Origin of the sequence: Eggerthella sinensis, assembly GCF_003339815.1 — a bacterium.
In the GTDB taxonomy this organism is placed as follows: Bacteria; Actinomycetota; Coriobacteriia; order Coriobacteriales; family Eggerthellaceae; genus Eggerthella; species Eggerthella sinensis.
Map to the genome: position 1 here is coordinate 103,336 of NZ_PPTT01000002.1, position 26,752 is coordinate 130,087.

25 protein-coding genes are annotated in these 26,752 nt (G+C 66.4%); 14 read left to right on the top strand and 11 right to left on the bottom strand.

Going from position 1 to position 26,752, the window contains the following annotated elements; translation table 11 throughout:
• Positions 1–5: 5 nt before the first annotated feature.
• From C1876_RS01455 to C1876_RS01465, 3 genes are all read left to right on the top strand, one after another.
• Positions 6–1,352, top strand: coding sequence for a lipase family protein (locus tag C1876_RS01455; protein WP_114544951.1), 1,347 nt, complete (start codon positions 6–8; stop codon positions 1,350–1,352).
• Positions 1,353–1,517: 165 nt separating this feature from the next.
• The gene (locus C1876_RS01460; RefSeq protein WP_114544952.1) at positions 1,518–2,345 is read left to right on the top strand and encodes an SDR family NAD(P)-dependent oxidoreductase; all 828 of its coding nucleotides are present in this window, start codon (positions 1,518–1,520) and stop codon (positions 2,343–2,345) included.
• Positions 2,346–2,418: 73 nt separating this feature from the next.
• Positions 2,419–2,763 (top strand): GIY-YIG nuclease family protein, encoded by a 345-nt coding sequence (locus C1876_RS01465; RefSeq protein WP_114544953.1) that lies wholly within the window; start codon positions 2,419–2,421, stop codon positions 2,761–2,763.
• Positions 2,764–2,776: 13 nt separating this feature from the next.
• Here the strand turns inward: C1876_RS01465 and C1876_RS01470 are convergent, their stop codons facing one another.
• A complete protein-coding gene (locus C1876_RS01470) occupies positions 2,777–3,028 on the bottom strand; it encodes a helix-turn-helix transcriptional regulator (protein WP_114544954.1) in 252 nt (83 codons plus the stop codon).
• A gap of 9 nt (positions 3,029–3,037) precedes the next feature.
• Positions 3,038–3,352, bottom strand: coding sequence for a DUF6442 family protein (locus tag C1876_RS01475; protein ID WP_114544955.1), 315 nt, complete (start codon positions 3,350–3,352; stop codon positions 3,038–3,040).
• 184 nt (positions 3,353–3,536) lie between these two features.
• Here C1876_RS01475 and C1876_RS01480 point away from each other — a divergent pair, with 184 nt between their 5' ends.
• On the top strand, positions 3,537–4,322 hold the full coding sequence (locus C1876_RS01480) for an alpha/beta hydrolase (RefSeq protein WP_244909986.1): 786 nt from the start codon (positions 3,537–3,539) through the stop codon (positions 4,320–4,322).
• A 5-nt stretch (positions 4,323–4,327) separates the two neighbouring features.
• On the opposite strand, the gene C1876_RS01485 is transcribed toward C1876_RS01480, so the two are convergent.
• The 4 genes from C1876_RS01485 to rsmI are packed head-to-tail and all read right to left on the bottom strand — an operon-like array spanning position 4,328 to position 8,543.
• On the bottom strand, positions 4,328–5,755 hold the full coding sequence (locus tag C1876_RS01485; protein WP_114544957.1) for a DHA2 family efflux MFS transporter permease subunit: 1,428 nt from the start codon (positions 5,753–5,755) through the stop codon (positions 4,328–4,330).
• A 4-nt stretch (positions 5,756–5,759) separates the two neighbouring features.
• Positions 5,760–6,347 carry a M48 family metallopeptidase gene (locus C1876_RS01490; protein WP_244909987.1) on the bottom strand — a complete coding sequence of 196 codons (588 nt, stop codon included), beginning with the start codon at positions 6,345–6,347 and terminating at the stop codon, positions 5,760–5,762.
• On the bottom strand, positions 6,344–7,681 hold the full coding sequence (locus tag C1876_RS01495) for an MATE family efflux transporter (RefSeq protein ID WP_114544959.1): 1,338 nt from the start codon (positions 7,679–7,681) through the stop codon (positions 6,344–6,346). Before C1876_RS01495 ends, C1876_RS01490 begins: the two co-directional genes overlap by 4 nt.
• A gap of 10 nt (positions 7,682–7,691) precedes the next feature.
• Positions 7,692–8,543, bottom strand: coding sequence for a 16S rRNA (cytidine(1402)-2'-O)-methyltransferase (rsmI, locus tag C1876_RS01500; RefSeq protein WP_114544960.1), 852 nt, complete (start codon positions 8,541–8,543; stop codon positions 7,692–7,694).
• A 227-nt stretch (positions 8,544–8,770) separates the two neighbouring features.
• Here rsmI and C1876_RS01505 point away from each other — a divergent pair, with 227 nt between their 5' ends.
• Positions 8,771–10,189 (top strand): helix-turn-helix transcriptional regulator, encoded by a 1,419-nt coding sequence (locus C1876_RS01505; RefSeq protein ID WP_114544961.1) that lies wholly within the window; start codon positions 8,771–8,773, stop codon positions 10,187–10,189.
• Between the two features lie 38 nt (positions 10,190–10,227).
• Here C1876_RS01505 and C1876_RS01510 read toward each other — a convergent pair whose 3' ends face one another.
• Entirely contained in the window at positions 10,228–12,012 is a 1,785-nt protein-coding gene (locus C1876_RS01510) for an FAD-dependent oxidoreductase (protein WP_158544532.1), read from the bottom strand.
• A 251-nt stretch (positions 12,013–12,263) separates the two neighbouring features.
• Positions 12,264–13,715: a helix-turn-helix transcriptional regulator gene (locus C1876_RS01515; RefSeq protein WP_114544963.1), complete on the bottom strand. Its 1,452-nt coding sequence runs from the start codon at positions 13,713–13,715 to the stop codon at positions 12,264–12,266.
• Positions 13,716–13,914: 199 nt separating this feature from the next.
• Here C1876_RS01515 and C1876_RS01520 point away from each other — a divergent pair, with 199 nt between their 5' ends.
• The 9 genes from C1876_RS01520 (at position 13,915) to C1876_RS01555 (ending at position 23,511) form a co-directional block, all read left to right on the top strand.
• The gene (locus tag C1876_RS01520; RefSeq protein ID WP_114544964.1) at positions 13,915–15,630 is read left to right on the top strand and encodes an FAD-dependent oxidoreductase; all 1,716 of its coding nucleotides are present in this window, start codon (positions 13,915–13,917) and stop codon (positions 15,628–15,630) included.
• 214 nt (positions 15,631–15,844) lie between these two features.
• Complete coding sequence (locus C1876_RS01525; protein ID WP_114544965.1) at positions 15,845–17,338, top strand: aldehyde dehydrogenase family protein; 1,494 nt, start codon at positions 15,845–15,847, stop codon at positions 17,336–17,338.
• Between the two features lie 147 nt (positions 17,339–17,485).
• Positions 17,486–17,893, top strand: coding sequence for a CheR family methyltransferase (locus C1876_RS18095; RefSeq protein ID WP_274542565.1), 408 nt, complete (start codon positions 17,486–17,488; stop codon positions 17,891–17,893).
• Entirely contained in the window at positions 17,824–18,297 is a 474-nt protein-coding gene (locus C1876_RS18100; RefSeq protein ID WP_274542564.1) for a CheR family methyltransferase, read from the top strand. Before C1876_RS18095 ends, C1876_RS18100 begins: the two co-directional genes overlap by 70 nt.
• Positions 18,294–20,009 (top strand): methyl-accepting chemotaxis protein, encoded by a 1,716-nt coding sequence (locus C1876_RS01535; RefSeq protein ID WP_114544966.1) that lies wholly within the window; start codon positions 18,294–18,296, stop codon positions 20,007–20,009. Before C1876_RS18100 ends, C1876_RS01535 begins: the two co-directional genes overlap by 4 nt.
• A gap of 3 nt (positions 20,010–20,012) precedes the next feature.
• Positions 20,013–20,642 carry a GGDEF domain-containing protein gene (locus tag C1876_RS01540; protein ID WP_114544967.1) on the top strand — a complete coding sequence of 210 codons (630 nt, stop codon included), beginning with the start codon at positions 20,013–20,015 and terminating at the stop codon, positions 20,640–20,642.
• Between the two features lies 1 nt (position 20,643).
• Positions 20,644–22,155, top strand: coding sequence for a chemotaxis protein CheA (locus C1876_RS01545; RefSeq protein WP_114544968.1), 1,512 nt, complete (start codon positions 20,644–20,646; stop codon positions 22,153–22,155).
• Positions 22,148–22,633, top strand: a complete 486-nt coding sequence (locus tag C1876_RS01550) for a hypothetical protein (protein ID WP_114544969.1) — start codon at positions 22,148–22,150, stop codon at positions 22,631–22,633. Before C1876_RS01545 ends, C1876_RS01550 begins: the two co-directional genes overlap by 8 nt.
• A gap of 56 nt (positions 22,634–22,689) precedes the next feature.
• Positions 22,690–23,511, top strand: coding sequence for an alpha/beta hydrolase (locus tag C1876_RS01555; RefSeq protein ID WP_114544970.1), 822 nt, complete (start codon positions 22,690–22,692; stop codon positions 23,509–23,511).
• A gap of 44 nt (positions 23,512–23,555) precedes the next feature.
• Here C1876_RS01555 and C1876_RS01560 read toward each other — a convergent pair whose 3' ends face one another.
• From C1876_RS01560 to C1876_RS01570, 3 genes are all read right to left on the bottom strand, one after another.
• Positions 23,556–24,647 carry an alpha/beta fold hydrolase gene (locus C1876_RS01560; protein WP_244909988.1) on the bottom strand — a complete coding sequence of 364 codons (1,092 nt, stop codon included), beginning with the start codon at positions 24,645–24,647 and terminating at the stop codon, positions 23,556–23,558.
• Positions 24,648–24,687: 40 nt separating this feature from the next.
• The gene (locus C1876_RS01565) at positions 24,688–25,110 is read right to left on the bottom strand and encodes a helix-turn-helix domain-containing protein (protein WP_114544972.1); all 423 of its coding nucleotides are present in this window, start codon (positions 25,108–25,110) and stop codon (positions 24,688–24,690) included.
• Between the two features lie 132 nt (positions 25,111–25,242).
• Positions 25,243–26,706 (bottom strand): DHA2 family efflux MFS transporter permease subunit, encoded by a 1,464-nt coding sequence (locus C1876_RS01570; protein ID WP_114544973.1) that lies wholly within the window; start codon positions 26,704–26,706, stop codon positions 25,243–25,245.
• Between the last annotated feature and the right edge of the window lie 46 nt (positions 26,707–26,752).

The following is a 26,752-nucleotide window of genomic DNA, read 5'->3' on the forward strand; positions in this document are numbered from 1 at the left end:
ATCCCATGCAGCTGCATCCCGCGCGACGCCTCGCTTCGGTGCTGGCCACCTTGGTGGGATGCTTCCTGCTCATCGGCCTGTTCACGCTGCAGATGCGCTACGAGGGCGTCGAATCGGGGCTCGTGTCCATCACGCCCGTCGATGCGGCCGCCGCGTCCGTTGCGCCCCTGCACGCTTCCGGCGCGGGCGCGGGTACGAGTGCGAACGCGAGCACCGCCCGCACCATCACCGCCCCGTACTGCAGCGAGGTGGTTGCCACGAGCGACCCGTCCAACCCGTCGGGGCGCACGTCCACGCAGATGACGTTCGACGACGCCTGGTTCTCCCGCGACTCCCACACCTACCAGCACGAGCTGGCCACCGCATGCTCGGTGCTGGCGGCGGTGTGCAATTCCGAATCGCAGTACTACGACGGCGTGCCCGGCGCCATCCCCTACGCCGAGCAAACGCTCGGGCAGCTGGGCTTCCACGACGTGCGCACCGCGTCGTACGCGCTGCGCAGCAGCGTCGTCGACGAGATGGGCTCGCTGCTGGCGGGGTCGAGCGACGTGGCCGCCTACACGCTTGCCAGCAAGACCATCGCCGATCAGGACGGACAGCCTGCGACCCTGCTGTTCGTGGGCATTCGCGGCACGTACGGCGCCGAATGGCTGAGCAACTTCAACTTCCTCGGCCCGAACCCCACCGAGCTCGATCACCACGGGTTCAAGCAGGCGGAGGAAGAAGTTGAGGAAGCCGTGCGGGAGTACGCGCGCGAGCTGGGCATCGACCCCGAAAGGACGCGCATCCTCATCACGGGGCACAGCCGCGGCGGCGCCATCGCGAACCTGCTGGCCGCCGACCTCAACACCCCCGACTCCGACGAACCTGCGCTGGCCCCCTCGTCGGGCATCTACGCCTACACGTTCGCCGCACCGTGCGCGACGCGCGCGCTCGACCGGCACGATCGGACGTACGACAACATCTTCAACGTGGTGAACGAAGCCGACATCGTGCCGCAGCTTCCGCTGTCGGCCTGGGGCTTTGGCCGCTACGGCACCAAAATCACGCTGCCGAGCGCCACGAGCTCGGACTTCGACGACTCGTTCGCCACCATGCAAACGGCCTTCCATCGCAACACGGGCAACGCGCTGGGATGCGACGAGGACACGCTCGAGGCGCTGTACTCGTTCGGCGCCGATGCGTCGAGCCACGTGCCGCAGGCCGAAGACCTGTTCAGCCCGCTCGGCATCTTCGGCGTGGTGCAGTCGTTCGCCGGCCTCGACGTGCTGGCCGCCCTCAACGCGCACTACCCCGACACGTACATCGCCTGGATGCAAGCCGTGGACATCGCGCACACCGCAACGGCGTAGCGGAGCGGGGCGCGCCGGAGTGCAGCGCGGCGCGGCTTCCGAATTCGTCGTGCGGGACGCCGGTTTCGCGAGCGGCTTCTCCCCTTTCGCCCGCGCGCGTAGGATGGTGGGAGGTGCGCGGGATGCGCGCCTCATGCGCAACGCGCAACGCGAGAAAGGGAGCCTATGACCAAGAGCATCGTCCCGGGCCGCTTCGACGGCAAGGTCATGATCATCACGGGAGCCGCGCGCGGCATCGGGCGCGCCACGGCGCTGCGAGCCGCCGCCGAGGGCGCGAAGCTCGTGCTGGCAGACCGCCTGGCCGAGGAAGGCGCGCGAACATTGGCCGAGGTGCAGGCCGTCGCGCCGGACGCGCTGTTCCTGCCGCTCGACGTATCGGTGGAGGAAAACGCCCAGGCCATGGTGACGCGCGCCGTGGAGGCGTTCGGCCGCCTGGACATCGCCGTGAACAACGCGGGCGTCATGGGGCAGCCCGACAACGTGCACAACCTCACGAAGGAGCAGATGGACTACACCATGGCGAACAACCTGTACACGGTGTTCTTCTGCGCCAAGCACGAGCTGCGACAGTTCATGGTGCAGGGCGACGGCGGCGCCATCGTGAACGTGGCTTCCATCGCCGGCATGACCGGGCTGCCCGGCAACCCCGCCTACGTGGCGTCGAAGCACGCGGTGAACGGCCTGACGAAGAACCTCGCGCTCGACTACGCGCGCTTCGGCATCCGCGCGAACTCGGTGAACCCGGCTGGCACGGCAACGCCCATGGTGGAAGAGGCGTACGCGTACGTGATGGAGAAGCAGCAGGCCGCGCGCGCGGCAGGCGCGAGCGCCGAGGAAGCCGGGTCGATGGCCGGGCAGAAGACCCAGTCCATGCTGGAGCGCGAGGCCACGGCCGAAGAGCAGGCCGCGTCCATCCTGTTCCTGGCCTCGGACGATGCCTCGCACATGACCGGCGAGATCGTGGCCACCGACGGCGGTTGGACCTCGTTCTAGCACCGTTGTCGACGATCCGTAGATTGCGCGGCTCGGGCTCATGCGATACCGTGTGAGCCCGAGGTGATATTGCATGCAAACCGACCGACGCAAAGAACTGCGAGACTCCTACAAGAACCGACGCCCCGAGATGGGCGTGATCGCGCTGCGCTGCATCGCAACGGGCGAGCGCTTCCTGGGCACGACGCGCGACGCGAGCAAGGAATTCAACAGCCTGCAGGCCAAACTGGGCGGCGGCGGGCACCCGAACCGTCAGCTGCAACAGCTGTGGAACGCCCATGGCGCGGACGGCTTCGCGTTCGAGGTGGTGGACACGCTGGAGTACGAGCAGCCCGACGACGTTACCGCCGACGACCTGAACGCCCTGCGCGAGCTGCTGCTGATGGAAGACCCCGAAGCGCGCAAGATCTGGAAGTGACGGCGCCGGCGCGCTATTCGAAGTAGAACAGGTCCTCGAACTTCTTGTCGAGCGCGATGCACAGGACGAGCGCGAGCTTTGCCGTGGGGTTGAACAGCCCCGTTTCGATGGACGAGATGGTTTGGCGCGACACGCCCACGAGCCGCGCGAGCTCGAGCTGCGAAAGCCCCGCCTCGGCGCGCGCGGCTTTCAGACGGTTGCACAGCTCGAGCTCGCCGTCGTTGTCGTGGACGTCGTCGAAGCCGAGCGAGGGAAGTTTGATCATGGGACGGCCCTACATCGTGGCGAGGACATATTTGGCTGCGGTGTACACGACAAAGAAAGCCGTGAACAGTCCGAAGAAGAACAGGCTTTTCATGCGCAGTTGATACGCTTGGCAAAAAGACATCGCGGTCAGGCCCGTGAAAAACACGGCGAACAAGCCATCGGTGTTCTGCCCATGGAAGAAGTCCCATAGGTAGAGCAGGACGAAAGCCGCGCCCGCGGCGCTGAGCGCGATGAGGCCCTTTCGTTGCTCGATCAGCCGGAAGCGCTCGTCGATGCCATCGTTGTCCCGGCGGCTCTTCTCGAGAATCTCGCTCTTCTCCATGGCGCACCTCCCGACCGTTTTGCGCCCGCATGTTTCACGTGAAACATTCGTTCGCTCCTCTTGGCACATTCTGCCAAGTTTTCTTGACACTGTGATAAGTATACTTGGCATGATTGTGAAATGCAAGCGAAGCGTTTCACAGCTGCGACCGCATAACGACCCGGCTCCTGGTACCATGCTCGTCATGGAAACCAACGAACCCACACCTCCCGCGGCACCCGCGCGTCGCAAGCCGCGCAAGCTGCTCATCGCGCTGCTGATCATCGTCATCGTGCTGTGCTTGGGCGTAGCGGCGTTCTTCGTGTACGCGAGCGACTTCTACCACGACCTGGACGCGAACAACCGCGATCTCGTGTCAACCGAAACGCTGCCGGTGCAGCAGGGCGCGAACTACCTGGCGTTCGGCGATCCGGACGCGCAGACGGGCCTCGTGTTCTACCCGGGCGCGAAGGTGGAGTACAGCGCGTACGCCCCGCTCATGCGCGACCTCGCCGAGCGCGGCTACCTGGCCGTGGTGATGCAGATGCCGTTCAACTTCGCGTTCTTCGACATTAATGCCGCCGACGGTGTGCGTGAGGCGTTTCCGCAGGTGAAAGATTGGTGGGTGGGCGGCCACTCGCTGGGCGGCTCCATGGCGGCGCAGTATGCGGCCGACCGTGCGGCGGGCGGCGACTCGTCCCTCGACGGCCTCGTGCTGCTGGGCGCGTACACCGCGAGCGACCTCGCGGACACCGACCTGCGCGTGATCACCGTGTACGGCTCGAACGACGAGGTGCTCAACCGCACGAAGCTGGCCGACAGCGCATCGCTCTTGCCGGAGGGCGCGGAAACCGTCGAGATCGACGGCGGCAACCACGCCTCCTTCGGCACCTACGGTCCGCAAAGCGGCGACGGCGACGCCGCCATCACCCCCGCCGAACAACAGGAGCAGACGGCCGACGCCATCGCCGGATTCATCAACGCCTCCTGATTCCCCTAGGAGCGGCGGCGCACTCGCGGCAGGAACAGCATGCCGATGACGAAGCCAACGGCGATGATGGCGGCTTGCACTTCGAAGCTCACGCCGAAGCCGAAAGCGTCCACGCCCAGCTCGTTGGCCGATACGAGGGCCATGACCGAGATGAGCGCCGAGGACGATAGCGCGCCGAATATCTGGCGAAACGAGGTGATGATGGCGGTGCCCTGGGCGAGATCCTCGAGGGGCAGAGCGGCGCACGCGTGGGCGGTCATGGGCATCATGAGGCAGGCGACGCCCACCGTGCGCACGCCGTACAGCACGGTGATGGCCCACGTGGGCGTGCTCGCATCGCACGCCGCGAACGCGAGCGTGCCGGCCACGAGCACCGCGCTGCCCGCCACGATGAGGGGCCGTGCGCCATGGCGGTCGAGCAGCCGTCCCGTCACCGGGTTGAGGAAGCCGAGCAGCACCGCGCCCGGCAGAATGGCGAGCCCCGACACCGTGGCGCTGCCGCCCTGCACGTCCTGCACGAACAGCGGCACCATGATGGAGCCCGCCATGAACGCCATCTGGGCAATCATCACGAGCACGGTGGACACGGCGAACGTGCGGTTGCGGAAGCACGACAGCTTGAGCAGCGGGTGCTCGATGCGCAGCTGCCGCCGCGCGAACACTGCGAGGGCCACGGCCCCGCCCGCGAACGCCGCGAGGGGCACGAGCTCGAGCGCGCCGTCCGACTCCATGACCGTGGTGCCCAGCATGATGCCGCAGAATCCCAGCGTGTACAGCAGGCCCGACGCCGCGTCGAAGCGCTCGCGCGGGCCTTCGCGCTTCACCACGTCGGTGAGCACGAAGAACGACAGCGCCACCACGACCACCGTCACGGCGCCGAGCACGATGAACACCGAGCGCCATCCCCACCCGTCGATGAGGAACCCCGAGATGGTGGGGCCGATGGCGGGCGCGAAGCCGATGATGAGCCCCACGAGCCCCATCGCGCGCCCGTACTCGCTCTTGGGATACACCGACAGCGCCACCACCTGGATAAGCGGCAGCGCGATACCCGCCCCGCCCGCCTGCAGCAAGCGCGACACGAGCAGCAGCGGATAGTTCGGCGCGACGAGCGCGGCCGCGCAACCGGCCACGAAGCACACCATGGACGCGATGAACAGGGTCTTGGAGTTCACGCGGTGCACGAGGTAGGCGGTCATGGCCGAGATGAGCCCGAGCGTGAAGATGTAGGACGTGGTGAGCAGCTGGCCGAGCGAGGCGTTCACGCCGTACTCGTGCATGATGGTGGGCAGCGCGGCAATCATCATGCTCTGCGAGATGCACGCGGCCGTGGTGCCGGCCATCATCACGGCCAGCACAACCGTGCGCTGCCGCCTCGGCAGCCCGTCGGCCGCTTCCTCCACCGCTTCGCCTGTCGCGCGCACGTTCCGCATGGCCCTACCGCAGCTTTGCTCGGCGGGTGCGCCAGTCGGGCATGAAGGCGTCCATGAGGGCCTTGAAGCGGGGGCCGTGGCCGCGTTCGAGCAGGTGGCACAGCTCGTGCACCACCACGTACTCGAGGCACTCGGGCGGGTAGAGCGCGAGGCGCACGTTGATGCAGATGCGGCCCGTGGCCGGCTGGCAGCTGCCCCAGCGGCTCGTCATGTTGCGATACGCCAGCTTGCCCGCCTTCACGCCCATGATGGGCTCCCACGCTTCCACGAGCGCCGGCACGCACGCCTCCACCACCGCACGCCAGGCCGCCACCTCGTCCGGCGTCGCTTCGGCCGCCACGGCGGCCGGCGATGCGGCCACCTGCGCCAGCTTCGCGTCGATCCAGCCGCGCTTCTCCCGCACGAACCGCATCACCTCGCCGTCGCTCACATGGACCGGAGCCGAGATTTCCACGAACCCGCCGCTGCGGTGCACCCGCATGTTGAGGTTCTTGATGCGCTTGCGCGTGAGTCGCACCACGAGGCCGTCCACCTCGAGCTCCACCGGCTCCGCAACGCGGGCGGGCGCGCGCCGCCCTCCGCGGGCGCTCACGAGACCACCTGCACGCGCCGCGTCCGCCCGCGCACGAACTGCGCGATGAACGCGCCCGTCAGCACGAACGTGGCCGTCTCGGCCGCCGGGAACGTGGCCCACACGCCCGCCATGCCGAACAGCGCCGCCAGCGCGGCGGCGAACGCCAGCATGGCCACGAACCCGCGCGTGATGGAAATGGCCAGGCCACGGCCCGGTTTTTCCACCGCGCTGAAGAAGGCCGCCGCCACGATGTTCGCCCCGGCGAAGAAGTAGCCCAGGAAGTACACGCGCATGCCGTCCACGGCGAGCGCGGTGAGCTGCGGGTCGTTGTCGCGGTTGAACGCGAGGGCCAGCGGCTCGGCGCACAGGGCCACCACCGCGTACACCGCCGCCGCGATGGCCAACGCCGTCAGCAGCGCCAGGCGCAGCACGGTGCGCAGATCGCGCCCGTCCCCCCGCGCGTACGCGTTGCTGGCCAGCGGCTGAATGCCCTGCGCGATGCCCACGAACAGGGCGTTCGCCACGAATGCGAAGTTCGCCACCACGCCGTAGGCCGCCACGCCGATGTTCCCCTCGAACGCGAGGATGATGAGGTTGAGCACGAGCAGCACGAGCCCGCCCGACAGCTCCACCACGAACGACGAGAACCCGAGCGCCGCGATGTGCCCCATGAGCCGCCGACGCAGGTGCGTGCGCACCGGCCGAAACGTCGCGCGCTTCTTGATGAAGTGCACCGACAGCACCGCCAGGCTCATGAGGGGCGCAAGCCCCGTGGCGAACGCCGCGCCGAACATGCCCCACCCGAACCCGAAGATGAACAGCGCGTCGAGCAGGATGTTGCCGAAGCTGCCCACCAGCATGGCCGCCATGGACAGCTGCGGGCTGCCGTCGTTGCGCACGAAGGGCAGCAGCACGTTGTTGAGCAGGAAGAACGGGGCGAACGCGAAGATGGTGCGCAGGTACGTCTCGGTGAGCGGCCGCGTGACGGCATCGGCGCCCAGCAGCGTTGACACGGGCGTGACGAACACCTCGACGGCAAGCATGAGCACCGCCGCGGCCATGCCCGCCATGGCGAGCGCCGTCGTGAACGTGCGGTTCGCCGCACGGGTGTCGCCGCGGGCCGCGCACACCTGGAACTCGGTGGCCGCGCCGATGCCCAGCATGAGGCCCGTGGCCTGCAGCACCGTGTACAGCACGATGGAGAAGTTGAGCGCCGCCAAGCCGTCCGATCCCACGCCGTTCGCGATGAAGAACGTATCGGCCAGAATGTACGCCGACAAGCCCACCATGCCCAGCACGTTGAGCGAAACGTAGCGCGCGAACGGACGCGCCATCGACGAGGACCCGACCATGCGCGCCGCCTTACGCCTTGAGCGCGATGTCGTACGCCGCGTTGCGCGCGATGCCGAACTCCTCGGCGATGGCGCGCGCGATGTCCTTCTTGCGCGCGCCGGCGGCCTTGAGCTCGGCGGCCCGCTCGCGCGCGGACGCCTGCGAGTCCTCGGTGGCCGCGGCGCCCTCGGCCTCGCTCGGCCCGTCGATGACGAGCACGATCTCGCCTTTCACGCCGCCGCCCTGCTCCACGCGCGCGGCAAACGTGTCGCGCACCGCGGGCAGCGGGCCGCGCACCACTTCCTCGTGGAGCTTCGTCAACTCGCGGCACACGGCGATCTCGCGATGCGGTAGCACGTCGGCCAGCACGTCGAGCGCGCTGACCAGGCGATTCGGACTCTCGTAGAACAGCAGCGTGGCATCGAGGGCGCGCAGGCCCTCCACCGTCGCGCGTCGCTCGGCGTCCTTGCGCGGGAAGAAGCCGCCGAAGTAGAAGCGGGGGTTCGCGCTGCCGCTGGCCACGTACGCCGTGGCGACCGCCGTGGCTCCCGGCAGCACCTCCACCGGGACGTCGGCCTCGCGCGCCGCGCGCACGAGGCGCAGCCCCGGGTCGGACACGCCCGGCATGCCGGCGTCCGAGCAGTACGCGATGACCTCGCCCGCCGTCACGCGATCGAGCAGCGCCGCCGTGCGATCGCCGATGAGCGCCTCGTCCAGGCGCTCCAACCGCTTCTCGATGCGATAGGCGGCCAGCAGCTTGCCCGTGACGCGCGTGTCTTCGGCGCACACGACGTCGGCCGAGCGCAGCGCCTCGAGCGCGCGCTCGGTCATGTCGCCCAGGTTGCCGATGGGCGTCGGGCATATGATGAGCTTGCCGGCCATGTGGTCACTTCCGCTTCTTCTGCGCACCGTTTTCGTGCTGCCGTTTTCGTCGTCCGTCCATTGTCGGCCATGAACGCCGCCTTGGCAAACAAAAGGGTCGCGTCCCCACGTCAACGCCATCGTCAACGCGGCCGACAACGCCGACCGCGGGGGCTCGACCGCCTGCGACGCTCTGGCGCAACGGGGACGTTTCCACTATGGTGGTGGGATACTGGAAAAGGAGGGGCATGAACGTTTGGAGAGCTCTGCTGGATTCCTGCATCGCGCTCTTGGTGATTGCGACGGGATTCTCGTCGGCCTTTTTCTCGGGCCCGAGCGCCGCCTCCGGCAGCTCGTCCATGATCACCGTGTCGCTGGTGGGAAGCTTCCTCATGCTGGCCGCGTTCCTCGTGCTTTCCTGGCGCCGCGCGGTGGGCATCGTGCAGGTGTACGCCGCCATGATGATTGTCGCGCTGCTGGGCATCCTGCTGTACGCCATGGGAAGCTTCGACGGCGCGCTGCCCACATTCGGGCTGGGACCCCTGTTCATCGGCCTCATGTTGGCGAACATGCCGTTCAAGCGGGCCACGGTGGTCACTATCATCGGCTTCGGCTGTTCGGCGCTCGTCTACCCGCTGTTTCACCTGTTCTCGGGCCTGTCGAACGCGATGATCGCGCAGATCGTATCCATCGCCTTCTCCATCGCGGCCACCGCGTTCATCCTGTTGAACGGCAAGACGGCCGCCGATTGGCTGCCGGTGAAAGACACGTGGAACGACCATAAGGCGCAGCGCTTCCCCCGGCTGCCGCTGGGCACGCAGAAGGCGTTCGTGGCCGTTTTCCTGGCGGCGCTCGTGCTGTTCTTCGCCAGCTTCGGCATGTACGAGGTGTTCGCGGAGCAGGAGGGCCTCGGCTACACGTACCTCGACAGCTCGCTCGTGCCCGTGGCCGTATCCATGGCGGTGCTGCTGGCGGTGGCCGTGAAGTTCGACTTCCGCACGTGGGCGGGCGCGGCGTTCGGCCTGGCGTGGATCGCGTTCGTGGCCTCGCTGCTCATCACGCTCGTCATTGCCGATGCGTTCCCCGTGGTGTTCAGCGTGCTGGGCACCGTGATGGTGGTGGTGCACATCGTGGTGTGGCTCGTGGTGCTGAGCGCGGCGCGCTCGTCGCAGATATCGCCCCTGTTCCTGTTTGCGGTGGTCACCGCCACCATGAAGCTGGCCCAGCACGTCGGGCGGCTCGCAAGCGACATGCTCATCGTGCAAACGGGGGCCAGCATCCAGACGATGTCCACCGTGGCCGCGTGCTTCTTGGCCGTGGCCTCCATCGTGGCGGGCGCGCTCGTGTTCGCCGGCTTCCGCGCGGTGGGAAAGCCGGCGCCCGTCGAGGCGGAGGGGTGCGCGACGGTTCGATCGGCCACGGCCGATGCCGAAACCGCCTGGGCGCGGGCGTTCGCAGAAGTGTGCCGCGCGCACGACTTCTCGCCGCGCGAAACCGAGATCATCAGCCTGTACTGCCAGGGGCGGAGCGCCGCCGCCATCAGCGAGCACATGCACCTGGCCGAACCCACCGTGCGCACGTACATCCGCCGCGCGTACGCGAAGCTCGACGTGCACAACAAGCAGGAGTTGTTCGACATCGTGGGCAAGGGCGGCTCGCAGGCCTAGCGGAGCCGCCCGATCGCCCGACGCGACGCGTCGCTTCGCTACTCGTTCTCCATGAGCCCTTCGCACGCCACGTAGCCGCTCACCCACGACAGCGCGTTGCCACCAAGGATGGACGTGTTGAAGTGCGCGCCGCCGCCCCAGCTGCCCTCGCCGCAGATGCCGCCGGCCGTGGTGTAGTTGGCGTACAGGCCCGAGATGACGTGGCCCTTCGTGTCGATGACCTGCAGGCTGTCGTTCACGCGCACCCCGCAGAGCGTCTTGCCGAAGTGCCCGCCGATCTTCGCGCCGTAGTACGGCGGATTCTCCAAGCGGTTGAGCCACTCGGGCGGGTACGGGTACAGCAGCTCGTCGTCTTCGCCCTGGTCGCACATGCGATTCCAGTTCTTCACCGCAGCCGTCAGCACGTCGGGCTCGAGGCCCAGCTGCTCGGCCAGCTCCTCGATGGTGTCGGCGCGCTTGATCATGCCGTCCTCGATGGCGGGTTCGATGTCGTCGAGCCAGTTGTGCGAGATGATGCCGTCCGCCTCGGGGTTGAGCGGGTCTTCCGGCACGATGGGCTTGCGCAGCGCGGTCTGCCCGAGCTTGAAGATGTTCTCCTTGAAGTTTGAGTCGAAGATGGTGTAGCTGCGGCGTCCGGGCAGCGACGTGACCCGCTCCACCACCGCCCAGTCGCCCGTGCCGCCGATGAGGTTCGGCCCGCCCTCGCTTGCCGGCCAGGTGCGCGAGTTCGCGTAGTCGTAGCGGCGGCCGTCGCGATCGATGTTGAGCCAGGGGTTGCGGCATAGCTGCACTTCGCCGCCGTAGAAGAAGTTGAACTCCTTGGTGTCGTTGTCGGGCATGGATTCCCACATGCACCACGAGTCGTAGCCCGCCATGTCGGCGCCGAGACCGAGCGCCATGCGCGTGCACTCGCCCGTGTGCGTGAGCACGGGGCCGCCGCACACCATGCCGTCGTAGCCCGTGGGGATGTACTTCTGCAGCATGTCGTAGTTCATGCCGAAGCCGCCCGAGCAGAGGATGACGCCCTTCGCGCCCTTGAGGAACAGCTCCTTGTCGCCGCCGCGGGCCTTGACGCCCACCACGCGGTCACCGTCGAAGACGAGGCCCTCACATGCGGTGTCGAACAGGAATTCCGCACCGGCTTTCACGCCGGCGTTGTAGATGGTCTCGCACGCGGGCTGCATGCCGAGCACCGAGTCCTGCGTGCCGTCCAAGCAGTACGTGGGCACCACGAATGCGCCGGCGCACGTCCACTCGATGCCGTAGTCCTCCATCCAGTCGGCCACTTCGCCGCCCTTGCCGCCCAGCTTCATGATGAGGCGCGGGTCCACGCTGTGATCGTACTCGTCGTTGAGCACCTTCTTGGTGAATTCCTTGATGTCCACGGGGAACACGGGGTAGCCGTACCCCATCTCGTTCTGCTTGCGCGAGTTGCCGGCAATGTTGAGCCAGCCGCTGGCGTGCTTCGTGGCACCGCCGAACGTGCTGCTCTTCTCGATGGCCACGACGGACAGCCCGTTTTCCGCCGCGTGCAGGGCCGCCGCCAAACCGCCGCCGCCCGTGCCCACCACCACGACGTCGTATTCGGCGCTCCACGCATCGGGGACGTCGACGGGGGCAATAGGCTCCGCGTCGGGCAGGCTCGATGCCGCGCTGGCCGCGTCGGCGGATGCGGCGCCGCCCGTCGAGCCGGACCCGGCCGGCGCGCATCCTGCGAGCGCCGTCGCGCCTACGGCCATGGCCCCGAGCACCGCGCCGCCCTTGAGGAAGTCCCTCCGGCTGTATGCGGAGCGTTCCTCTGCTGCGTTCTCCTTCGATTTCATTCCCTCTCCTTTCGTCGTTGCTGAAGACGGGATCATCGTAGAAGGCACCAGGCCGCGCCGTCTGTCATCGAGTCGACTCGATTTGGGGAAAAGCGTGGATTTCCCTGTCATCGAACCTGAGTACACAGGGGTGGACGGAGCGGACCGGCGGGGCCGAGGGCCCCGCCGTTCGGGAGGGAGGGAGTGCGGACGAGGATCATGAGCGCCTGGGCAAACGGGCGGCCGTGCCCCCGTTTGACATGCTCGCGCTCTTACGCTCCAACCATGTCCTGCAGCTCGCGCTTGCTGTGCACGTCGAGCTTCGCATACAGATGCTTCGAATGACCCTTCACCGTGCTTTCGGCTATGAACAGCGTTTCCGCAATGTAGGCCTTCGACCGGCCCTTGCAGATCATCTGCATGATCTCGACCTCGCGGGGACTTAAGCCGTGCTGGCCTCCCAATGCCACGCATCGCTCATCGATGGACGAGAAATCTTCCGGTGCCGTGCTGATTGCGTTGAGATCCGAGAACAGGTAACGCAACCCCGAATCGCGATCGCCCAAGCACACCGCGATGACCGCCGCCATCGCGTACATGAGCACGAACGCCAGCTTAAGATCGTCGTAAGGCCCGAGTGCAAGCGACGCGGTGAGCAGCGCGCCGCCGAACAGCGGCACCGCATAGGCCAGCCATCCGCACGCGAACACGAGCATGGGGTCGAGGTCGCTGCGCCGGGCGACGTCGGCGCACGTCAGCCACACGAACAGCGTGATGAAATTAAAGGAGGCCGAAATGAGCGCGTCTTCGAAGCGCACGTCGCCCGCCAGCACGTTCAGCAGCAGCACCGTTCCCAAGGCGAACAGGATAAAGCGCCACAGCTGCGCGAAATCGAATGAACGCCCCCAACGAAACACCCATAACAGCACGAATAGCGAAAACACCACTTCCACCGCTCGCCCCACGGCGAACAGCGTAGGCGCCGTGGTTTCAGCCGGACCGGTGAACAGGGACAGCAGCACGGCGTTCGCCAAACTGAACGTCACGACGACCGCGACTACCTTCCCCAAGCTCGCATAGCTTTTCGAACGGTAGCGCACGCGCGGCGCTTCGCTTTTCGGCACCGCCGCAAGAGATCGGCGCAAGCACCATGCAGACAAGAACGGCAGGCACGCGATGGCGGCAACGGTAACGGGAAACGGTAGGAAAAACAGCAGCATCTTGACAATCGAAGCCACGATACCGCCCCCGAACAGGTACGCAACGGCCGCCTTGACGCTCACGCGCGAGAAAAACAAACCCCATTGCAGATACGCGCACGCGATGCCCATGCCGCCCATCACGAGCGACGCCGCAGCCAGCGCCTCCGCCGTCGCGCCCGGTAGCACTGCCGCGCCCGCGGCGCTGAACGTCGATAATGTCATGAGCAGTGCAGCCGCGCCCAGCGCCGTCGGCTTCGCCAGAAACCGCTCGCCGCACGAAACACGCACGCGGCGCCGAACGAACGCTGCCGCAATGGCGGCCGCAAACACGATCGACATCACACCGAACAGCCATTGCCACGTCACGCCGGACGGCAAAGGCCCGAAGTTGTTGCTTATCCACAACCGCCAGACATAGAGCGCCCACAGTCCGAAGTAGAACCAGCGAAGCGGCACGCATTCGGCATCGCCCGCCGGCTTCGCACCGCTCGCGCTGACCGCTTCGCACCCGTTCGTCCGCATCTCCCCTCCCCCTTTCCGATCGACGCGCCCAGTGTAGCGCTTTTGAATGCAAGCCACGCTGCCAGTTAGGCCCGAATCGAAAACACCCCTTTTCGGGGGAGGTACGCACCCCCTTCCGGAGCTGGCACGATGGCGTCGAACCACGCAAGATGGATCCACGTTCCATCATGCAATTCACACCAGGGAAAGGGGAAGCACCATGCAGTACAATCCCAGCAGGCGCACGTTCTTGAAATCGACCGGCATCGTCGCCGCAGGAGCGGCGGGCGCCGCAGCCTTCGGACTGTCCGGCTGCTCGGCGAGCGCCACGGCGAAAGAGGCTGCGAGCGACGAAACGTATCCCGAGGGGTTCTCGGCTAAGGACTACGCCGACTCGAGCGTCGTCTTCGAGCCCATCGACGACATCGCGGAAGAAAAGACCTACGACATCGTCGTAGTAGGCGCTGGAACCTCGGGTCTGCCGGCCGTGCTGACAGCGCTCGAGGAGGGCGCGAGCGTCGCCTGCCTGCAAAAAGAACCTACCGCGATCGCGCAAGGCGGTGGAGACGGAGGCATCTGCCTGGAAGAGTCGACCGAAGCCGGCGTGCTCATATGGCTCCAGGCATGGCGCGAATCATGCAACTATCGCGTGAACATGGATCTCGCACGATTCTTCGCCTACCACTCGGGCGAAACGTCCATGTGGATGGCGAAGCAGTCAAAGGCCGCCGGCTATCCCCCCGCCGATTCGTGGTCGCTGCATTTCGACTTCGCAGACGGGCAGTACGTGACGCAGACGAAGAACGCGTTCGGCGTCAAGCCCGAGAACAACGGCAACCTCGTTCGAGCGTTGGCCGACTACGCCGCGTCGTTGGGTGCCGATATGTACTACAGCACGCCGGGCGTGCAGCTCGTACAGGACGGCGAACGCGTTACGGGAGTCATCGGCAAGGCAAAAGACGGCTCCTTCATTCGCTTCAACGCCGAGAAAGCCGTCATCTTGGCGACGGGCGATTACCAGAACAACGGGAGCATGATCGCCAAATTCGCTCCCGACCTGGCTCGCTTCACCTGCAAGCAAACGAACAAAACCGGCGACGGCATCCTCATGTCGGCTGCGGCAGGCGGCTACATGACGCCCGTCGGCCACAGCAAGCAGATGCACGACATGGACGCCGGCCCCTACATGATGATCGACATCCCGTTCCTTGCCGTCAATGAGAACGGCGAACGCTTCATGAACGAAGAGGTTCCCATGCACTACTGGGACGAGGCGCTGCGCTTCCAGGACGCCGAGGACCCCGGCAAGTTCTGCCGCATCTTCGACAACAACTACGTCGAAACCGCTACGAGCTGGGGATTCAAGCCCACCGATCGCGATTCGCTGCTCAAGTACGTGCCCGGCGCGGTCGAGAACCCCACGGGCGTCATCAAGGATCTCATCGACACGCACCGCTGCGACACGCTCGACGAGCTTGCCGACGAACTGGGCATTCCCGCCGACAACCTCAAAAAGAGCGTCGAGCGCTACAACGAACTGTGCGCGCAGGGTGCCGACACGGACTTCGGCAAGCAGCAGCAGTACCTCGCGCCCATCATCGAACCGCCGTTCTGGGGCATCCACCAGTGGATCCGCCTTACCGCCATGTGCTGCGGCATCGCCGTCAATGGCACGTATCAAGTGGTCGATCGCGAGAACGACCCCATACCCGGCCTATACGCCGTGGGCTTCGGTGCGGGCGATCTGTGCGGCGACGGCGACTGGTCGCTGTACATGGGCAACATGTCGTGCGGCTCCTGCATGACGTCGGGCCGCTACGCCGTTATCCACGCCCTCACCGGAGACCTCGTGCCCAGCCACCCGGCCACCTGGGAGGAGACGAAGAACGCAGAGGGCTACCGTAAGGACGAATGGCTCGCCGCACGCGACGCGTAACACGACGCGACCCTTCGCACCCCGCGCTTCCCTGCTCGTCGACGGTGCCCCCACGACCCACCGTGGGGGCACCGAGCGGCCAGCGTGTCGAAGCCGCAACCGTTCTCTGACGGCACGACGCGGGAAACGAAACCCTGTTCAGGCGTTTCTATACTGAGCATAGAAACGAAATCGAGGGCGCGCCCAGCGGCACGCCCCAGAACAGGAGACGCCCATGAAGCCCGATCAGCACGCTTCCACCGCACCCGCCCCCTACGACCACCTCGATAAGCTCTTCATTGCCGGCGCGTGGCGCGACGGCGGCAGCGGCACGACGCTTGAGGACGTGAACCCCTACAACCAGGACGTTCTCGCGTCGCACGCGCTTGCCAACCGCGCCGACGTCGACAAGGCGTACGCCGCCGCGGCGCAGGCGCAGCGGGAATGGGCGGCCGCCGCGCCGCGCGAGCGGGCCGGGGTGCTCATGCGCGCCGTGCAGCTGTTCGACCAGCGCCACGACGAGCTGGTGCGCTGGTGCCAGCTCGAGTCCGGCAGCATCCGCGCGAAGGCCGAGTTCGAGGTGGGCGCCGCACGCGACATCACCGAGGAGGCCGCGTCGTTCCCCTACCGCATGCACGGCGGCATCTTCGCCTCCGACACGCCGCACAAGGAGAACCGCGTATACCGCCAACCGCTGGGCGTGGTGGGCGTCATCAGCCCGTGGAACTTCCCCATGAACCTGTCGAACCGCTCGGTTGCCACGGCGCTGGGCTGCGGCAACGCCGTGGTGCTCAAGCCGGCCAGCGACACGCCCCTCACGGGCGGCCTGCTGCTTGCGAAGATCTACGAGGAAGCGGGGTTGCCGAAGGGCCTGCTGTCGGTGCTCATCGGGCGCGGCAGCGACATCGGCGACTACTTCGTGGAGCATCCCGTGCCGAAGCTCATCACGTTCACCGGCTCCACCGCCGTCGGACGCGGCATCGGCGCCAAAACCACCGGCGGCCAGCACATCAAGCGCGTGGCCCTCGAGCTGGGCGGCAACTGCCCGCTCGTCGTGCTCGACGACGCCGACGTGGCGCACGCCGTGGACATCGCCATCATCGGGCGCTTCCTGCATCAGGGGCAAATCTGCATGAGCACGAACCGCATCATCGTGGATGCCTCGCTCGCCGACGACTTCACCGAGCGCTTCGTGGACCGCACGAGCAAGCTCGTGTGCGGCGACCCCCTCGACCCCGCCACCGATATCGGCCCCATCATCAACGAGGCGCAGCTCACCGGCCTGCTGGAAAAGATCGAGCGCGCGCAGCAACAGGGCGCCGAGGTGCTGCTGGGCGGCGAGCCCGACGGCCTCGTGCTGCCGCCCGCCGTGTTCGGGGGCGTCGATCCCACCTGGGATATCGCCATACAGGAGAGCTTCGGCCCGCTTGCGCCCATCATCGTGGCGCACGGCGAGGACGAGGCGCTACGCTTCGCGAACATGAGCGACTACGGCCTGTCCTCGGCCGTCGTGGGCACCGACGTGGAGCGCGCCACCGCGTTCGCCCTCAAGATCGACGCCGGCATGACGCACGTGAACGACATGACCGTGGCCGACGAGCGCAACGTGCCCTTCGGCGGCGAGAAGAACTCGGGGCTGGGCCGCTTCAACGGCGAATGGATACTCGAGGAGATGACGCGCACGCACTGGACGAGCGTGCAGCACGAAGCGCATCCCTACCCGTTCTAAGGACGTACGTTGCCACATTCGTTCTCCATGGCAAAAACACCTTTTCACCAGCCCTAAACGGAAAACTATGTATAGCTTTGCACCCCTCGTCATGCTATGCTCTGAGCCGTCACATCGGCCCCGTTGTAAGTGGCAGCCTTGGAGCACATGAACGATATCGAATTTGAACGCGTGCGCTCCTATGCAGCCCGAACACATGCGCTCGACCTCAGTGCGAAACGCATTCTTCTCGAGTGCCGGCTTTCGCGCGAGCGTCAGCGGTTCGGCGCCGCGTCGTTCTCCGCCTATTTCGACCTCGTCGAGCGGGGCGACAACCCCGAAGCGCAGGCGCGGTTCGTCGATCTCATCACGACGCACTACACGTACTTCATGCGCGAGAGCAGCCAATTCGCCTTCCTCACGGAAACGGCGTTTCCCGAACTGGAACGTCGCCGCCCCGATCGCACCTGGAACATCCTGTGCGCCGGCTGCTCGACGGGCGAGGAATGCTATACGCTGGCCATGCTCGCGGAAGACTTTGCAGTAAAACGTCGTACCCCCCCCCAGTCCGAATAACGGGCATCGACCTCTCTGAACCGGCGCTTGCACAGGCGCGCCGCGCAGGCTATCCGCCCGCACATGTGGAGAAGGTACCGCAGCGGTGGCTGAACGCGTACTTCACCTACCGCGACGGGGAATACTTCGTCAACGACGCCCTGCGCAATCGTGTGACGTTCCACCGCGGCAACCTGGACGACCCAGCCCTGCTCTTCCGCACGTACGACCTCGTCCTCTGCCGCAACGTGATCATCTACCTGGAGAAGGACGCGCGCGAACGCGTGATCAACCTGCTGGAACAGCATCTTGCAACCCAAGGATACCTGCTGCTCGGGCACGCCGAAATCGTGCGCGACAACCCTTGTCTGGCCTATCGGGGAAATTCCATCTACCAAAAGCACAAGAGAGCGACCGCCCTATGAAAAGCCATTCGGGATTCTTCGCACGTATGCGCATTGGCACGACGTTGGGCGTATCTTACGTCGTGGTCATCGTGCTCCTGCTCATATCCATTGCGGTGTCGTTCGTCGCCGTCCAGCAGAATGCCGCCGCAACCGCCGAGTTCTATCGACGGCCGTTTCACGTGACGAAAAGCGCCCTGACGCTGCACGGCACGTTCGAGCAGACGGCTCTCTACCTTCGCGAGCTGGTCAACGAGCCCGACGCGGAACAACGCGCCGAGTTGCTGAGCAGCATCAAAGAGCTGGCGAACGTCCGCACCGAGGAGTTCGAGTTCATCTCCTCGACGTTCGTCGCCGACCTCGATCTGCTCGACAAGTTCAAAACGGCGAACGACGACCTCGTTGCCACTCGCGATCGCGTGGTCGACGTCGCAACATCCGGCGATCTCGACAAGGCGCGGGAGCTGTTCCAAACCGAGTACGTGCCCAAGAAGGAAAACGCCATGGCGCTTGCCTCGGATATCGTGGACACCGCCGACGGCGTGGCATCCGACTTCGTCGATCAGACCGTTACCACGAAATACCAGACCTACATCATCCTCAGCATCGTCGCCGTCATCTTCATCGGCATCGCCGTCTTCACCTGGAGAAGGATCTCGCTCGCCATCGCCGCCCCCATCTCGGAGATCGAAAAGGGAGCGCGCCGTTTGGCGGAAGGCGACCTCACCACCTCCATCGACTACACGTCGGGCAACGAGCTGGGCATGTTGGCCTCGTCGCTGAACTCGTCGGTGGCATCGCTGAAAAGCTACATCCATGAAACTGACCGTGTGCTCACGCGCCTCGGCGACGGACAGCTGAATGCGGTGCCGCGCATCGAGTACGCCGGGGACTTTTCAGCCATCGGGGCATCGCTCGAGCGCGTGACCGTCTCGCTGCGCGATACCGTGGAGCGCCTGAGCGCAGCGGCCGAGCAGGTGGCGCGTTCGTCAGCGCAAATGTCCGACGGTTCGCAAATCATCGCGCAGGGTTCCGCCGAGCAGGCCATGGCCATCGAGGAGCTTGCGACCAGCATCCAGAGCATCACCCGCGTGGTGGGCGAGAACACCGAGAGCGTGTTCGTGGCCAACAACGGAGCCATCGAAGTGCTGTCCTCCGTCGAAAGCGGCAACGACCAGGTAACCAAAACCGCCCAGATCATCGGCGAGATCAAGCGCAACTCGCTCAACATCTCCCAGCTGGCGAACGCCATCGAAGACATCGCCTTCCAAACGAACATCCTCGCGCTGAACGCCTCGGTGGAGGCCGCCCGCGCCGGGGACGCGGGGCGCGGCTTCGCCATCGTTGCCGAAGAGGTGCGGCGCCTCGCCGCTCAGGCGAGCGAAGCGTCGAAGGACGCCGACGGGCTGGTGGCACGGACGCTGTCGAGCGTTGAGGAGGGCGACGCCATGATCGAGGTGGCGTCGAACAACATGGGAGAAGCGGTCGCTTCGGCCGAGAGCGTGCGCAAGATGATGGCCACCATCACCCAAACCTCGACGCAGCAGCTTGACGCCATCGCGCAGATTCGCGAGAGCATGGATCGCCTGTCGGAGGTTGTGCAGGAGAATTCGGCCGCGTCGCGCGAAAGCGCGGCGGTGAGCGAAGAGCTTGCCGACCAGGCCATCGACCTCAAGCACCTGCTCGACCGGTTCAGCCACGACGACCAGCCGCGCGCCGAAAGCGACCGATAAGCAATGGAGCAGTCTTCCCTCGCAGCCCCCGAGCTCGCCGAGCCCACCGCGCTTGCGGCGCTCGTCGCGCAGCTGCGCAACGACAACGACACGCTGCGCGAGGAGCTGGGGTTCATGCGGGGGCAGGCGTTCCGCGATCAGCTGACGGGCCTGTTCAGCCGCCGCTACCTGACCGACCACCTCATCCAGGAGATCATCGACACAAGCAAGGACGCCAACGTGGTGCTGGCGCTGTGCGACATCGACGACTTCAAGGCCATCAACGACATCCGCGGGCACCAGTCGGGCGACATCGCCATCGTCTGCATCGCCGATATGCTGGACGACCTTGCCGGCGGACACCCCGTCATACGGTGGGGCGGCGAAGAGATGCTCGTGGTGTTCCTGTCCACTCCCGACCATGAGGCGCTGCGCACCTGCGAGGACATGCGGGCGCAGATTGCCGCGTATCGTATTGACGATGGCATGGGCGAGGTGTCGTGCACCGTCACCTTCGGCATGGGCACGTACGACCCCCGCCTCACGTTCGACGAGAACTTCGTGCGCGTCGATCAGGCGCTGTACCGCGGCAAGGAAACCGGCAAGAACTGCTGCGTGTTCCCGCATTTCGGCGCGACCGGGCAGACGGCGTAGCATGAAGCAGCCCGAGACCATCGTCCGCGTGCTGTTCAAGCCGAACTGCGGTTTGGAGAACACGCGCGCCTCCCTCATCGTGCGACGCATCGCGCCCTTGTGCAGCGTCGTTTCAACGTATCCCGAACACGTGAAGAGCGATCCCAGCACCATCCCCTACCTGCGGGACAACGGCCTGTTCGTGCGGTTCACCTGCACGACGCCCGAATGGGTGCTGCTCTCCATCAAGAACTCGTTTTTCGTCGAGCAGTGCACGCTCGTTGACGACCCGAACAGCATCCCGCCCTTCGTGCAATCCGATGATCAGGCGAAACGTCGTACGAGGAACCAGGAACACGAGGGCGGACTCTCGCCGTTCGCCAATGCGGACGAACGAGACGACGAGCTGAGCGACCTGCTGAACCGGCTGTGCGAGAACCGGCGAGCGTTGGGCGCGTACGCATCCGAACACGAGCGCAGCTTCGAGTTCGACGCCATCATGTTCGAGCAGGACCGCGTCATCGACGATCTGCGCAGTGCGGTTGCCCGCGCGCGCATCGAGCAATTCGGCAGCATCGCCGCCACCCTGCATGCCGTGGTGGTGGACCACGCCTCGCGCGCGAACGTGCAGGTGGCGCTCGAGCTGGAGGACAGCCGCATCGCCATCGACCGGGCGTCCCTCATCTCGCTCGAGGAGGCCATCAAGCGCACGTTGCGCGCGTGCATCCGCGGCAGCATCGAGCGTCCCGACGAGCGCATCGCTGCCGGCAAGCCGCCGTGCGCAACCATTCGTCTCGGGGTCGAGAACGACGGCCCGAGCGTCGCCTGCCACATCGAGCACGACGGCCGCCCTTTCGACGTGCGCATCATCGGCGAGCTGGCCGAAGAGCACGGCTTGCTCACCCACCCGTTGAGCCGCTACACCGACGACGAACTGAGCACCATGCTTCCCCTGCTCAGGGCTTCGTTCGCCGACATTCAGGAAGAGGAGCAAAGCTCTACGTTCGAGATTTGCGAGATATGCGCGGCCCTGCAGCGCATCGGGGGCAGCGGCGAAACGCGCAACACGGGCCGCGGCACGGTCGAGATCTGCCTGCACGTTCCCGTGCCGCTCACCGCGTTCGAGATTGCGCAGGTGAGCGCCGGCGGCGCGCGGCTTGCGCTGCCGGCTCAGCACATCGAGCGGTTCATGGCGTACCGCGACGCGGCCGAGCCGGAAAGCGGGCGCGTCGTCATCGACGGAACGTCCTACCGCATCGCGAACGGGCCGGGGTCGGGGTCCCCTTTCGAAACGCAGCACCCGGCGCTCATCGTGCTGCTGAACGCGTACGAGCAACACGTGGCGCTCGCCCTCGACTCCGCCGACGGATACGAGTACGTCCCGGTTCGCCACCTGCCCCGCCTGCTCGACGGCTCCACCATGCGCCGCGCTGGCTGCCGAGGATACGCCACCATGTCCGACGGTACGCTGCGGCCCGTGCTGAACGTGCGCCACCTCAACCCAACCACGCGCGAGGAGGCGTCCCATGCGTAATCGAGCGGAGCGGCTGGCATGGATCGAAGACCTGTTCGGCGAGGTCGCTGCCGGAGAGGCGCAGGCGCTCGTTGCCCGGGGCATCGTGGTGCCATCGGCGTGGGGGCTGCTGTGCGTCGCGTTCCCCTCGGTGGTAGAGGTCATGGCGGCGAAGAACCTCAAAACGCTCTCGTTTCTGCCCGAGGAGTTCTGCGGCGTCATCGACCGCGGCAGCTCCCTCGCGCCCGTCATCGACGTGTGCGACGGGGCCGAGGCAACCGTGCCGAAGGTGCTGCTCATGCGCGGCGGCGAGCACGAGCTGGGATTGCGCTACACGGGCACGCCCCAGGTGATCGACCTCGACGAATGCCCGGCGGAACCCGGGCGCGACCTGGCGATGCCCTTCCCCTTCGTGGCCGCAGCGCGCCTCGTCACCCCGCACGGCTCCGCCGCGCTGCTGGACGCAACCGCCACCACGGAGCGCTTGCTGGAACGCTAGCCGCGCACTCGTGGTAAGCTTTCGATCAGCAGGTTTCCCAAGCGAAAGGAACGCCCATGCAGATCAACGAGCACTCGTACACCTTGCAGGCCGCCGATGGCATCCAGCTGGTCGGCCGCGTCGACGCGCCGGACGAGCCGAAGGCCGCCGTGGTCATCGTGCACGGCCTGTGCGAGCACTTCGGCCGCTACGACTACGTGGTGGAACAGTTGATGGCGGCCGGATACGCCGTCGTGCGGTTCGACCACCGCGGGCACGGGCGCTCCATGGGCAAGCTCACGTACTTCGCCGACCGCACGCAAATCGTCGACGACACCCACCTGTTCGTGGAAGATGCGCGCGCCCGCTTCCCCGAACTGCCGCTGTTCATGATCGGCCACTCCATGGGCGGGTTCGGCGCGGCCAGCTACGGCACGGCGCACCCCGGCGAGCTTGACGGCTACGTGCTGTCCGGCGCCTGGACGCGCGACCACCGCGGCCTCGCCCTCGTGGACGACGCGCTGCCCGCCGACGAATACGTGCCCAACGCGTTGGGAGCGGGCGTGTGCTCCGACCCGGCCGTCGGCGAGGCGTACGCGGCCGACCCGCTCGTGGCCAAGGAGTTCTCGGTGGGCCTGCTGCGCGCCGTGCACGACGGCCACGACTGGCTGCGCGCGAACGCCGCCGCCTTCGTCGATCCCGTCAGCATCATGCACGGGGGCGATGACGGCCTGGTGGACCCGCAGGACAGCATCGACTTCTTCGAGGAAATCGGCTCCACCGACAAGTCGCTGCGCATCTACGCGGGCCTCTGCCACGAGATATTCAACGAGTTCAAGCGCGACCTCGTCATCCGCGACGCCATCGACTGGCTCGACGACCACGCGGTGCGCGGCTAGCGAACGTTGGATCCCCGCCCTCACAAACCGGCGCGGGCGGAAGGTCACGCGATGCGGTTGAGGGCGGCGGCGAACTCCTTGGGATGCTCGTAATGAACGTCGTGGCCGCCCTCGATGCGCTCGGTTTCGCAATCGGGCACCAGCTGCTGCACGCGCGCGGCATCCTCGTCGGAGTTCGCCGCGTACAGCAGGCCGTCGTCGCCGTAGCGCGTCTCCACCTTCAGATAGATCGTCGGGCATTGGATGCGGCTGAGGATGTCCGCCTGGTCGACGCCTTCGAAGAACGCGCCCGTGTAGAACGCCTCGCTGAAGCGCGGGTCGAAATCGTCGAAGAAGTACATGCCGCGCACCCAGTCGTGCGGCACCCAGGTCAACGCGACGTGGCCGTCGGGGTTGGCCGCGCGCTCGGCCGCCGTCCACTCCGCAATCTTCGGCTGCAAGCCTCCGAACAGGCCGAACAGGTAGCTGTGCTGCGCGTAGAACACGGCGTAGTCATCCACTTCATCCTGATTGAGAAAGGCGTGCGTCACCTCGAAGCCGTCCTTCCACACGAAGCTGCCGGGCGCGGCCTGCATCTCGGCAGGCGTCACGCGGAAGAAGGGCGGGTCCTCCAACAGGCACGCGGTCACGCGCTCGGCGTCGTTCGCCGCGAGCCAGGCGGCGATGATGCCGCCCGACGAGTGGCCCGACACCGCGTACGGGCCGCCCACAACCTGCGCGGCGAACGCCTTGAGGGCATCGCCCTGCGCAGTGAGGGAGTACCGCGCGGGATCGTGCGTCGATTCGCCGTGCCCAAAGCAGTCGACGGCGAACACGTGGTATCGTTTTGCCAGGTCGGGCAGCACGCGGGCGTAGTCTTCCCACTGCATGCCCTGCCCGTGCACAAGCAGCAGCGCCGGGCCGTTGTCGGGGCCTTCGCCGTAATTGACCGTCGCGCCGCCAATGGCAACCTGCCGCTCGACGAAGCCCGCGGCCTGGGCTTTCGCGTTGTCGCGCTCCTCGCCGTGCCGATTGTTGTCCACGTACACCGCCAACGCGACGCCGGCCGCCACGAGCACCGCCACGAGCACGATTCCCACGATCATGAGCACCCTCTTCTTTCCCCGCATCTTCGTGCGGCTTCCGCCTCGGTCCATGCCGGCCTCCGTTCCGCCCGCATCGTCCGAGGAAGCGGGCTCAAGAATCGATCATCGTACGGAGTAGCGCCACGCGATCCATGAAGTCGTCGGCTTTGAGCACGGCCAGGCCCTGCTCTTCGTCGCCCAGCACCAGCATGGTGTCGCCCGGCTCGATGCCGAACAGCTCGCGCGCCTGCTTCGGGATGACGATTTGCCCGCGCTCCCCCACGGTGACGGCGCCGAACAGGTGCTTTCCGCGCGGGGGCATGGGCAGCACGGTGCCCTGCGGATCGTAGGACACAAGGTCGTCCAGCGACACGTCCAGCACGTCCACCAGCGCGGCCGCGTTCGCCAAGTCCGGCGTCGACTCGCCGGCCTCCCACTTCGCCACGGTCTGCCGCGAGACGCCCAGACGCTCGGCCACCTGCTCCTGCGTGAGCCCGATCATCTTGCGCCTGCTCTGAATGTTTGCACCGATCATGTTTTTCATACTCCTTGGCCGTTATCGTACCCCGCCCACCAGCGACGTTCCACCAACCGATGATGACAGTTCCCGGAGCATTTGTCGCGTTTCGTTGACATGCAGGCAAAAGCACGCAGAAGCGCCCAGGCATCACGCCTTCGAACTCAGCGCCTCGTTGTCGGGCGCTTGCACCTCGTCCGGTGCCGGGCGCGGTGCGGGCTTGCGCAGGACGACGAGCGAGACGACGAAGGCCACCACGCTGAGGCCGGCCATCGTCCAGAAAGCGGCGTCCACGCCTGCGAACGGGGCGTTCGCGTCGCCCGCCGCCGCAGCCGACGAGGTGACGCCGGCCATGATGGCCACGAACACCGCCGTGCCCAGCGCGCCCACGATGGAGCGCATCGTGTTGTTCATGGCCGTGCCGTGCGGAATCATCGCCATGGGCAGGCTGTTGAGCGCCGCGGTGGTCAGCGGCATGGATACCATCGACTGGCCCGCCATGAGCAGCGCGTAGGCCAGGCCGATGAACAGCGGCCCCGTTTCGGCACTCACCTGCGCCAACATGAGCGTGGCGGCCACCACGAGCGCGAGGCCCGCCGGCGCCAGCACGCGCGCGCCGAAGCGGTCGAACACGCGCCCGTTGATGGGCGACAGCACGCCCATGACGATGCCGCCGGCCATGAGCGTCATGCCGGACGTGAGCGCCGAGAAGCCCGCCGCGTTCTGCATGTACATGGGCAGCATGGTGGACGCGCCCATGAACGAGGCCCAGGCCAGCACCACGAGCAGCAGCGACACGGTGAACGTGCGGTGCTTGAACACGCGGAATTCCAGCATGGGCGTCTCGAGGTGCAGCTGCCGCACGATGAACCAGACCACGGCGCACACGGCCACGGCCAGCACGATGAGCACCTCGGGATTCGTCCAGCTGAGGGTCCCCGCCACGCTCAGCCCGTACAGAAGGCCGCCGAACCCGACGGACGACAGCACCACCGACAGCAGGTCGAACGCGGGGTTCGAGCGCTCCGTCACGTTCTTCACCACGAAGAACGCCACCACGAGGTCCAGCGCGATGATGGGCAGCAACAGCAAGAACAGCGCCTGCCAAGGGAAGAAGTCGACGATCCACCCCGACAGCGTGGGGCCGATGGCCGGCGCGAACGCGATGACGAGGCCGAAGAAGCCCATCGCCGTGCCGCGCTTGTCGGGCGGGAACACCACGAACAGCACCGTCTGCATGAGCGGCATGGTGATGCCCGCACCCAGCGCCTGCACCACGCGCCCGGCCAGCAGCATCTCGAAGCTGAACGCAGCCGCGCACAGCGCCGTGCCCGCGCCGAACAGCCCCATGGCCAGGAAGAACAGCGCGCGGGTGGAAAAGCGCCGCAGCAGGAACGCCGTGACGGGAATCATGATGCCGTTCGCCAGCATGAACGCCGTGGTAAGCCACTGCGCCGTGCTGCTGGGAACGTCGAACACCACCATGAGGCTGGGGATGGCCGTGGTCATGAGGTTCTGATTGAGAATGGAGACGAAGGACCCCACCATCATCACCGCCACGATGGCGATGGACGTGCGGGAGACGTTCGCGGTGTCGAGCTGTGCTTGCTGCATGGTGCCGCCCCTCAGCGTTGCGCTTCGCGTGTGCATACGGTATCAT

What these genes read in the sequence shown, in the direction of transcription:
- C1876_RS01455 (WP_114544951.1), top strand. Translation starts at nt 6, where the DNA reads ATGCAGCTGCATCCCGCGCGACGCCTCGCTTCGGTGCTGGCCACCTTG.
- C1876_RS01460 (WP_114544952.1), top strand. Translation starts at nt 1,518, where the DNA reads ATGACCAAGAGCATCGTCCCGGGCCGCTTCGACGGCAAGGTCATGATC.
- C1876_RS01465 (WP_114544953.1), top strand. Translation starts at nt 2,419, where the DNA reads ATGCAAACCGACCGACGCAAAGAACTGCGAGACTCCTACAAGAACCGA.
- C1876_RS01470 (WP_114544954.1), bottom strand. Translation starts at nt 3,028, where the DNA reads ATGATCAAACTTCCCTCGCTCGGCTTCGACGACGTCCACGACAACGAC.
- C1876_RS01475 (WP_114544955.1), bottom strand. Translation starts at nt 3,352, where the DNA reads ATGGAGAAGAGCGAGATTCTCGAGAAGAGCCGCCGGGACAACGATGGC.
- C1876_RS01480 (WP_244909986.1), top strand. Translation starts at nt 3,537, where the DNA reads ATGGAAACCAACGAACCCACACCTCCCGCGGCACCCGCGCGTCGCAAG.
- C1876_RS01485 (WP_114544957.1), bottom strand. Translation starts at nt 5,755, where the DNA reads ATGCGGAACGTGCGCGCGACAGGCGAAGCGGTGGAGGAAGCGGCCGAC.
- C1876_RS01495 (WP_114544959.1), bottom strand. Translation starts at nt 7,681, where the DNA reads ATGGTCGGGTCCTCGTCGATGGCGCGTCCGTTCGCGCGCTACGTTTCG.
- rsmI (WP_114544960.1), bottom strand. Translation starts at nt 8,543, where the DNA reads ATGGCCGGCAAGCTCATCATATGCCCGACGCCCATCGGCAACCTGGGC.
- C1876_RS01505 (WP_114544961.1), top strand. Translation starts at nt 8,771, where the DNA reads ATGAACGTTTGGAGAGCTCTGCTGGATTCCTGCATCGCGCTCTTGGTG.
- C1876_RS01510 (WP_158544532.1), bottom strand. Translation starts at nt 12,012, where the DNA reads ATGAAATCGAAGGAGAACGCAGCAGAGGAACGCTCCGCATACAGCCGG.
- C1876_RS01515 (WP_114544963.1), bottom strand. Translation starts at nt 13,715, where the DNA reads ATGCGGACGAACGGGTGCGAAGCGGTCAGCGCGAGCGGTGCGAAGCCG.
- C1876_RS01520 (WP_114544964.1), top strand. Translation starts at nt 13,915, where the DNA reads ATGCAGTACAATCCCAGCAGGCGCACGTTCTTGAAATCGACCGGCATC.
- C1876_RS01525 (WP_114544965.1), top strand. Translation starts at nt 15,845, where the DNA reads ATGAAGCCCGATCAGCACGCTTCCACCGCACCCGCCCCCTACGACCAC.
- C1876_RS18095 (WP_274542565.1), top strand. Translation starts at nt 17,486, where the DNA reads ATGAACGATATCGAATTTGAACGCGTGCGCTCCTATGCAGCCCGAACA.
- C1876_RS18100 (WP_274542564.1), top strand. Translation starts at nt 17,824, where the DNA reads ATGCTATACGCTGGCCATGCTCGCGGAAGACTTTGCAGTAAAACGTCG.
- C1876_RS01535 (WP_114544966.1), top strand. Translation starts at nt 18,294, where the DNA reads ATGAAAAGCCATTCGGGATTCTTCGCACGTATGCGCATTGGCACGACG.
- C1876_RS01540 (WP_114544967.1), top strand. Translation starts at nt 20,013, where the DNA reads ATGGAGCAGTCTTCCCTCGCAGCCCCCGAGCTCGCCGAGCCCACCGCG.
- C1876_RS01545 (WP_114544968.1), top strand. Translation starts at nt 20,644, where the DNA reads ATGAAGCAGCCCGAGACCATCGTCCGCGTGCTGTTCAAGCCGAACTGC.
- C1876_RS01550 (WP_114544969.1), top strand. Translation starts at nt 22,148, where the DNA reads ATGCGTAATCGAGCGGAGCGGCTGGCATGGATCGAAGACCTGTTCGGC.
- C1876_RS01555 (WP_114544970.1), top strand. Translation starts at nt 22,690, where the DNA reads ATGCAGATCAACGAGCACTCGTACACCTTGCAGGCCGCCGATGGCATC.
- C1876_RS01560 (WP_244909988.1), bottom strand. Translation starts at nt 24,647, where the DNA reads ATGGACCGAGGCGGAAGCCGCACGAAGATGCGGGGAAAGAAGAGGGTG.
- C1876_RS01565 (WP_114544972.1), bottom strand. Translation starts at nt 25,110, where the DNA reads ATGATCGGTGCAAACATTCAGAGCAGGCGCAAGATGATCGGGCTCACG.
- C1876_RS01570 (WP_114544973.1), bottom strand. Translation starts at nt 26,706, where the DNA reads ATGCAGCAAGCACAGCTCGACACCGCGAACGTCTCCCGCACGTCCATC.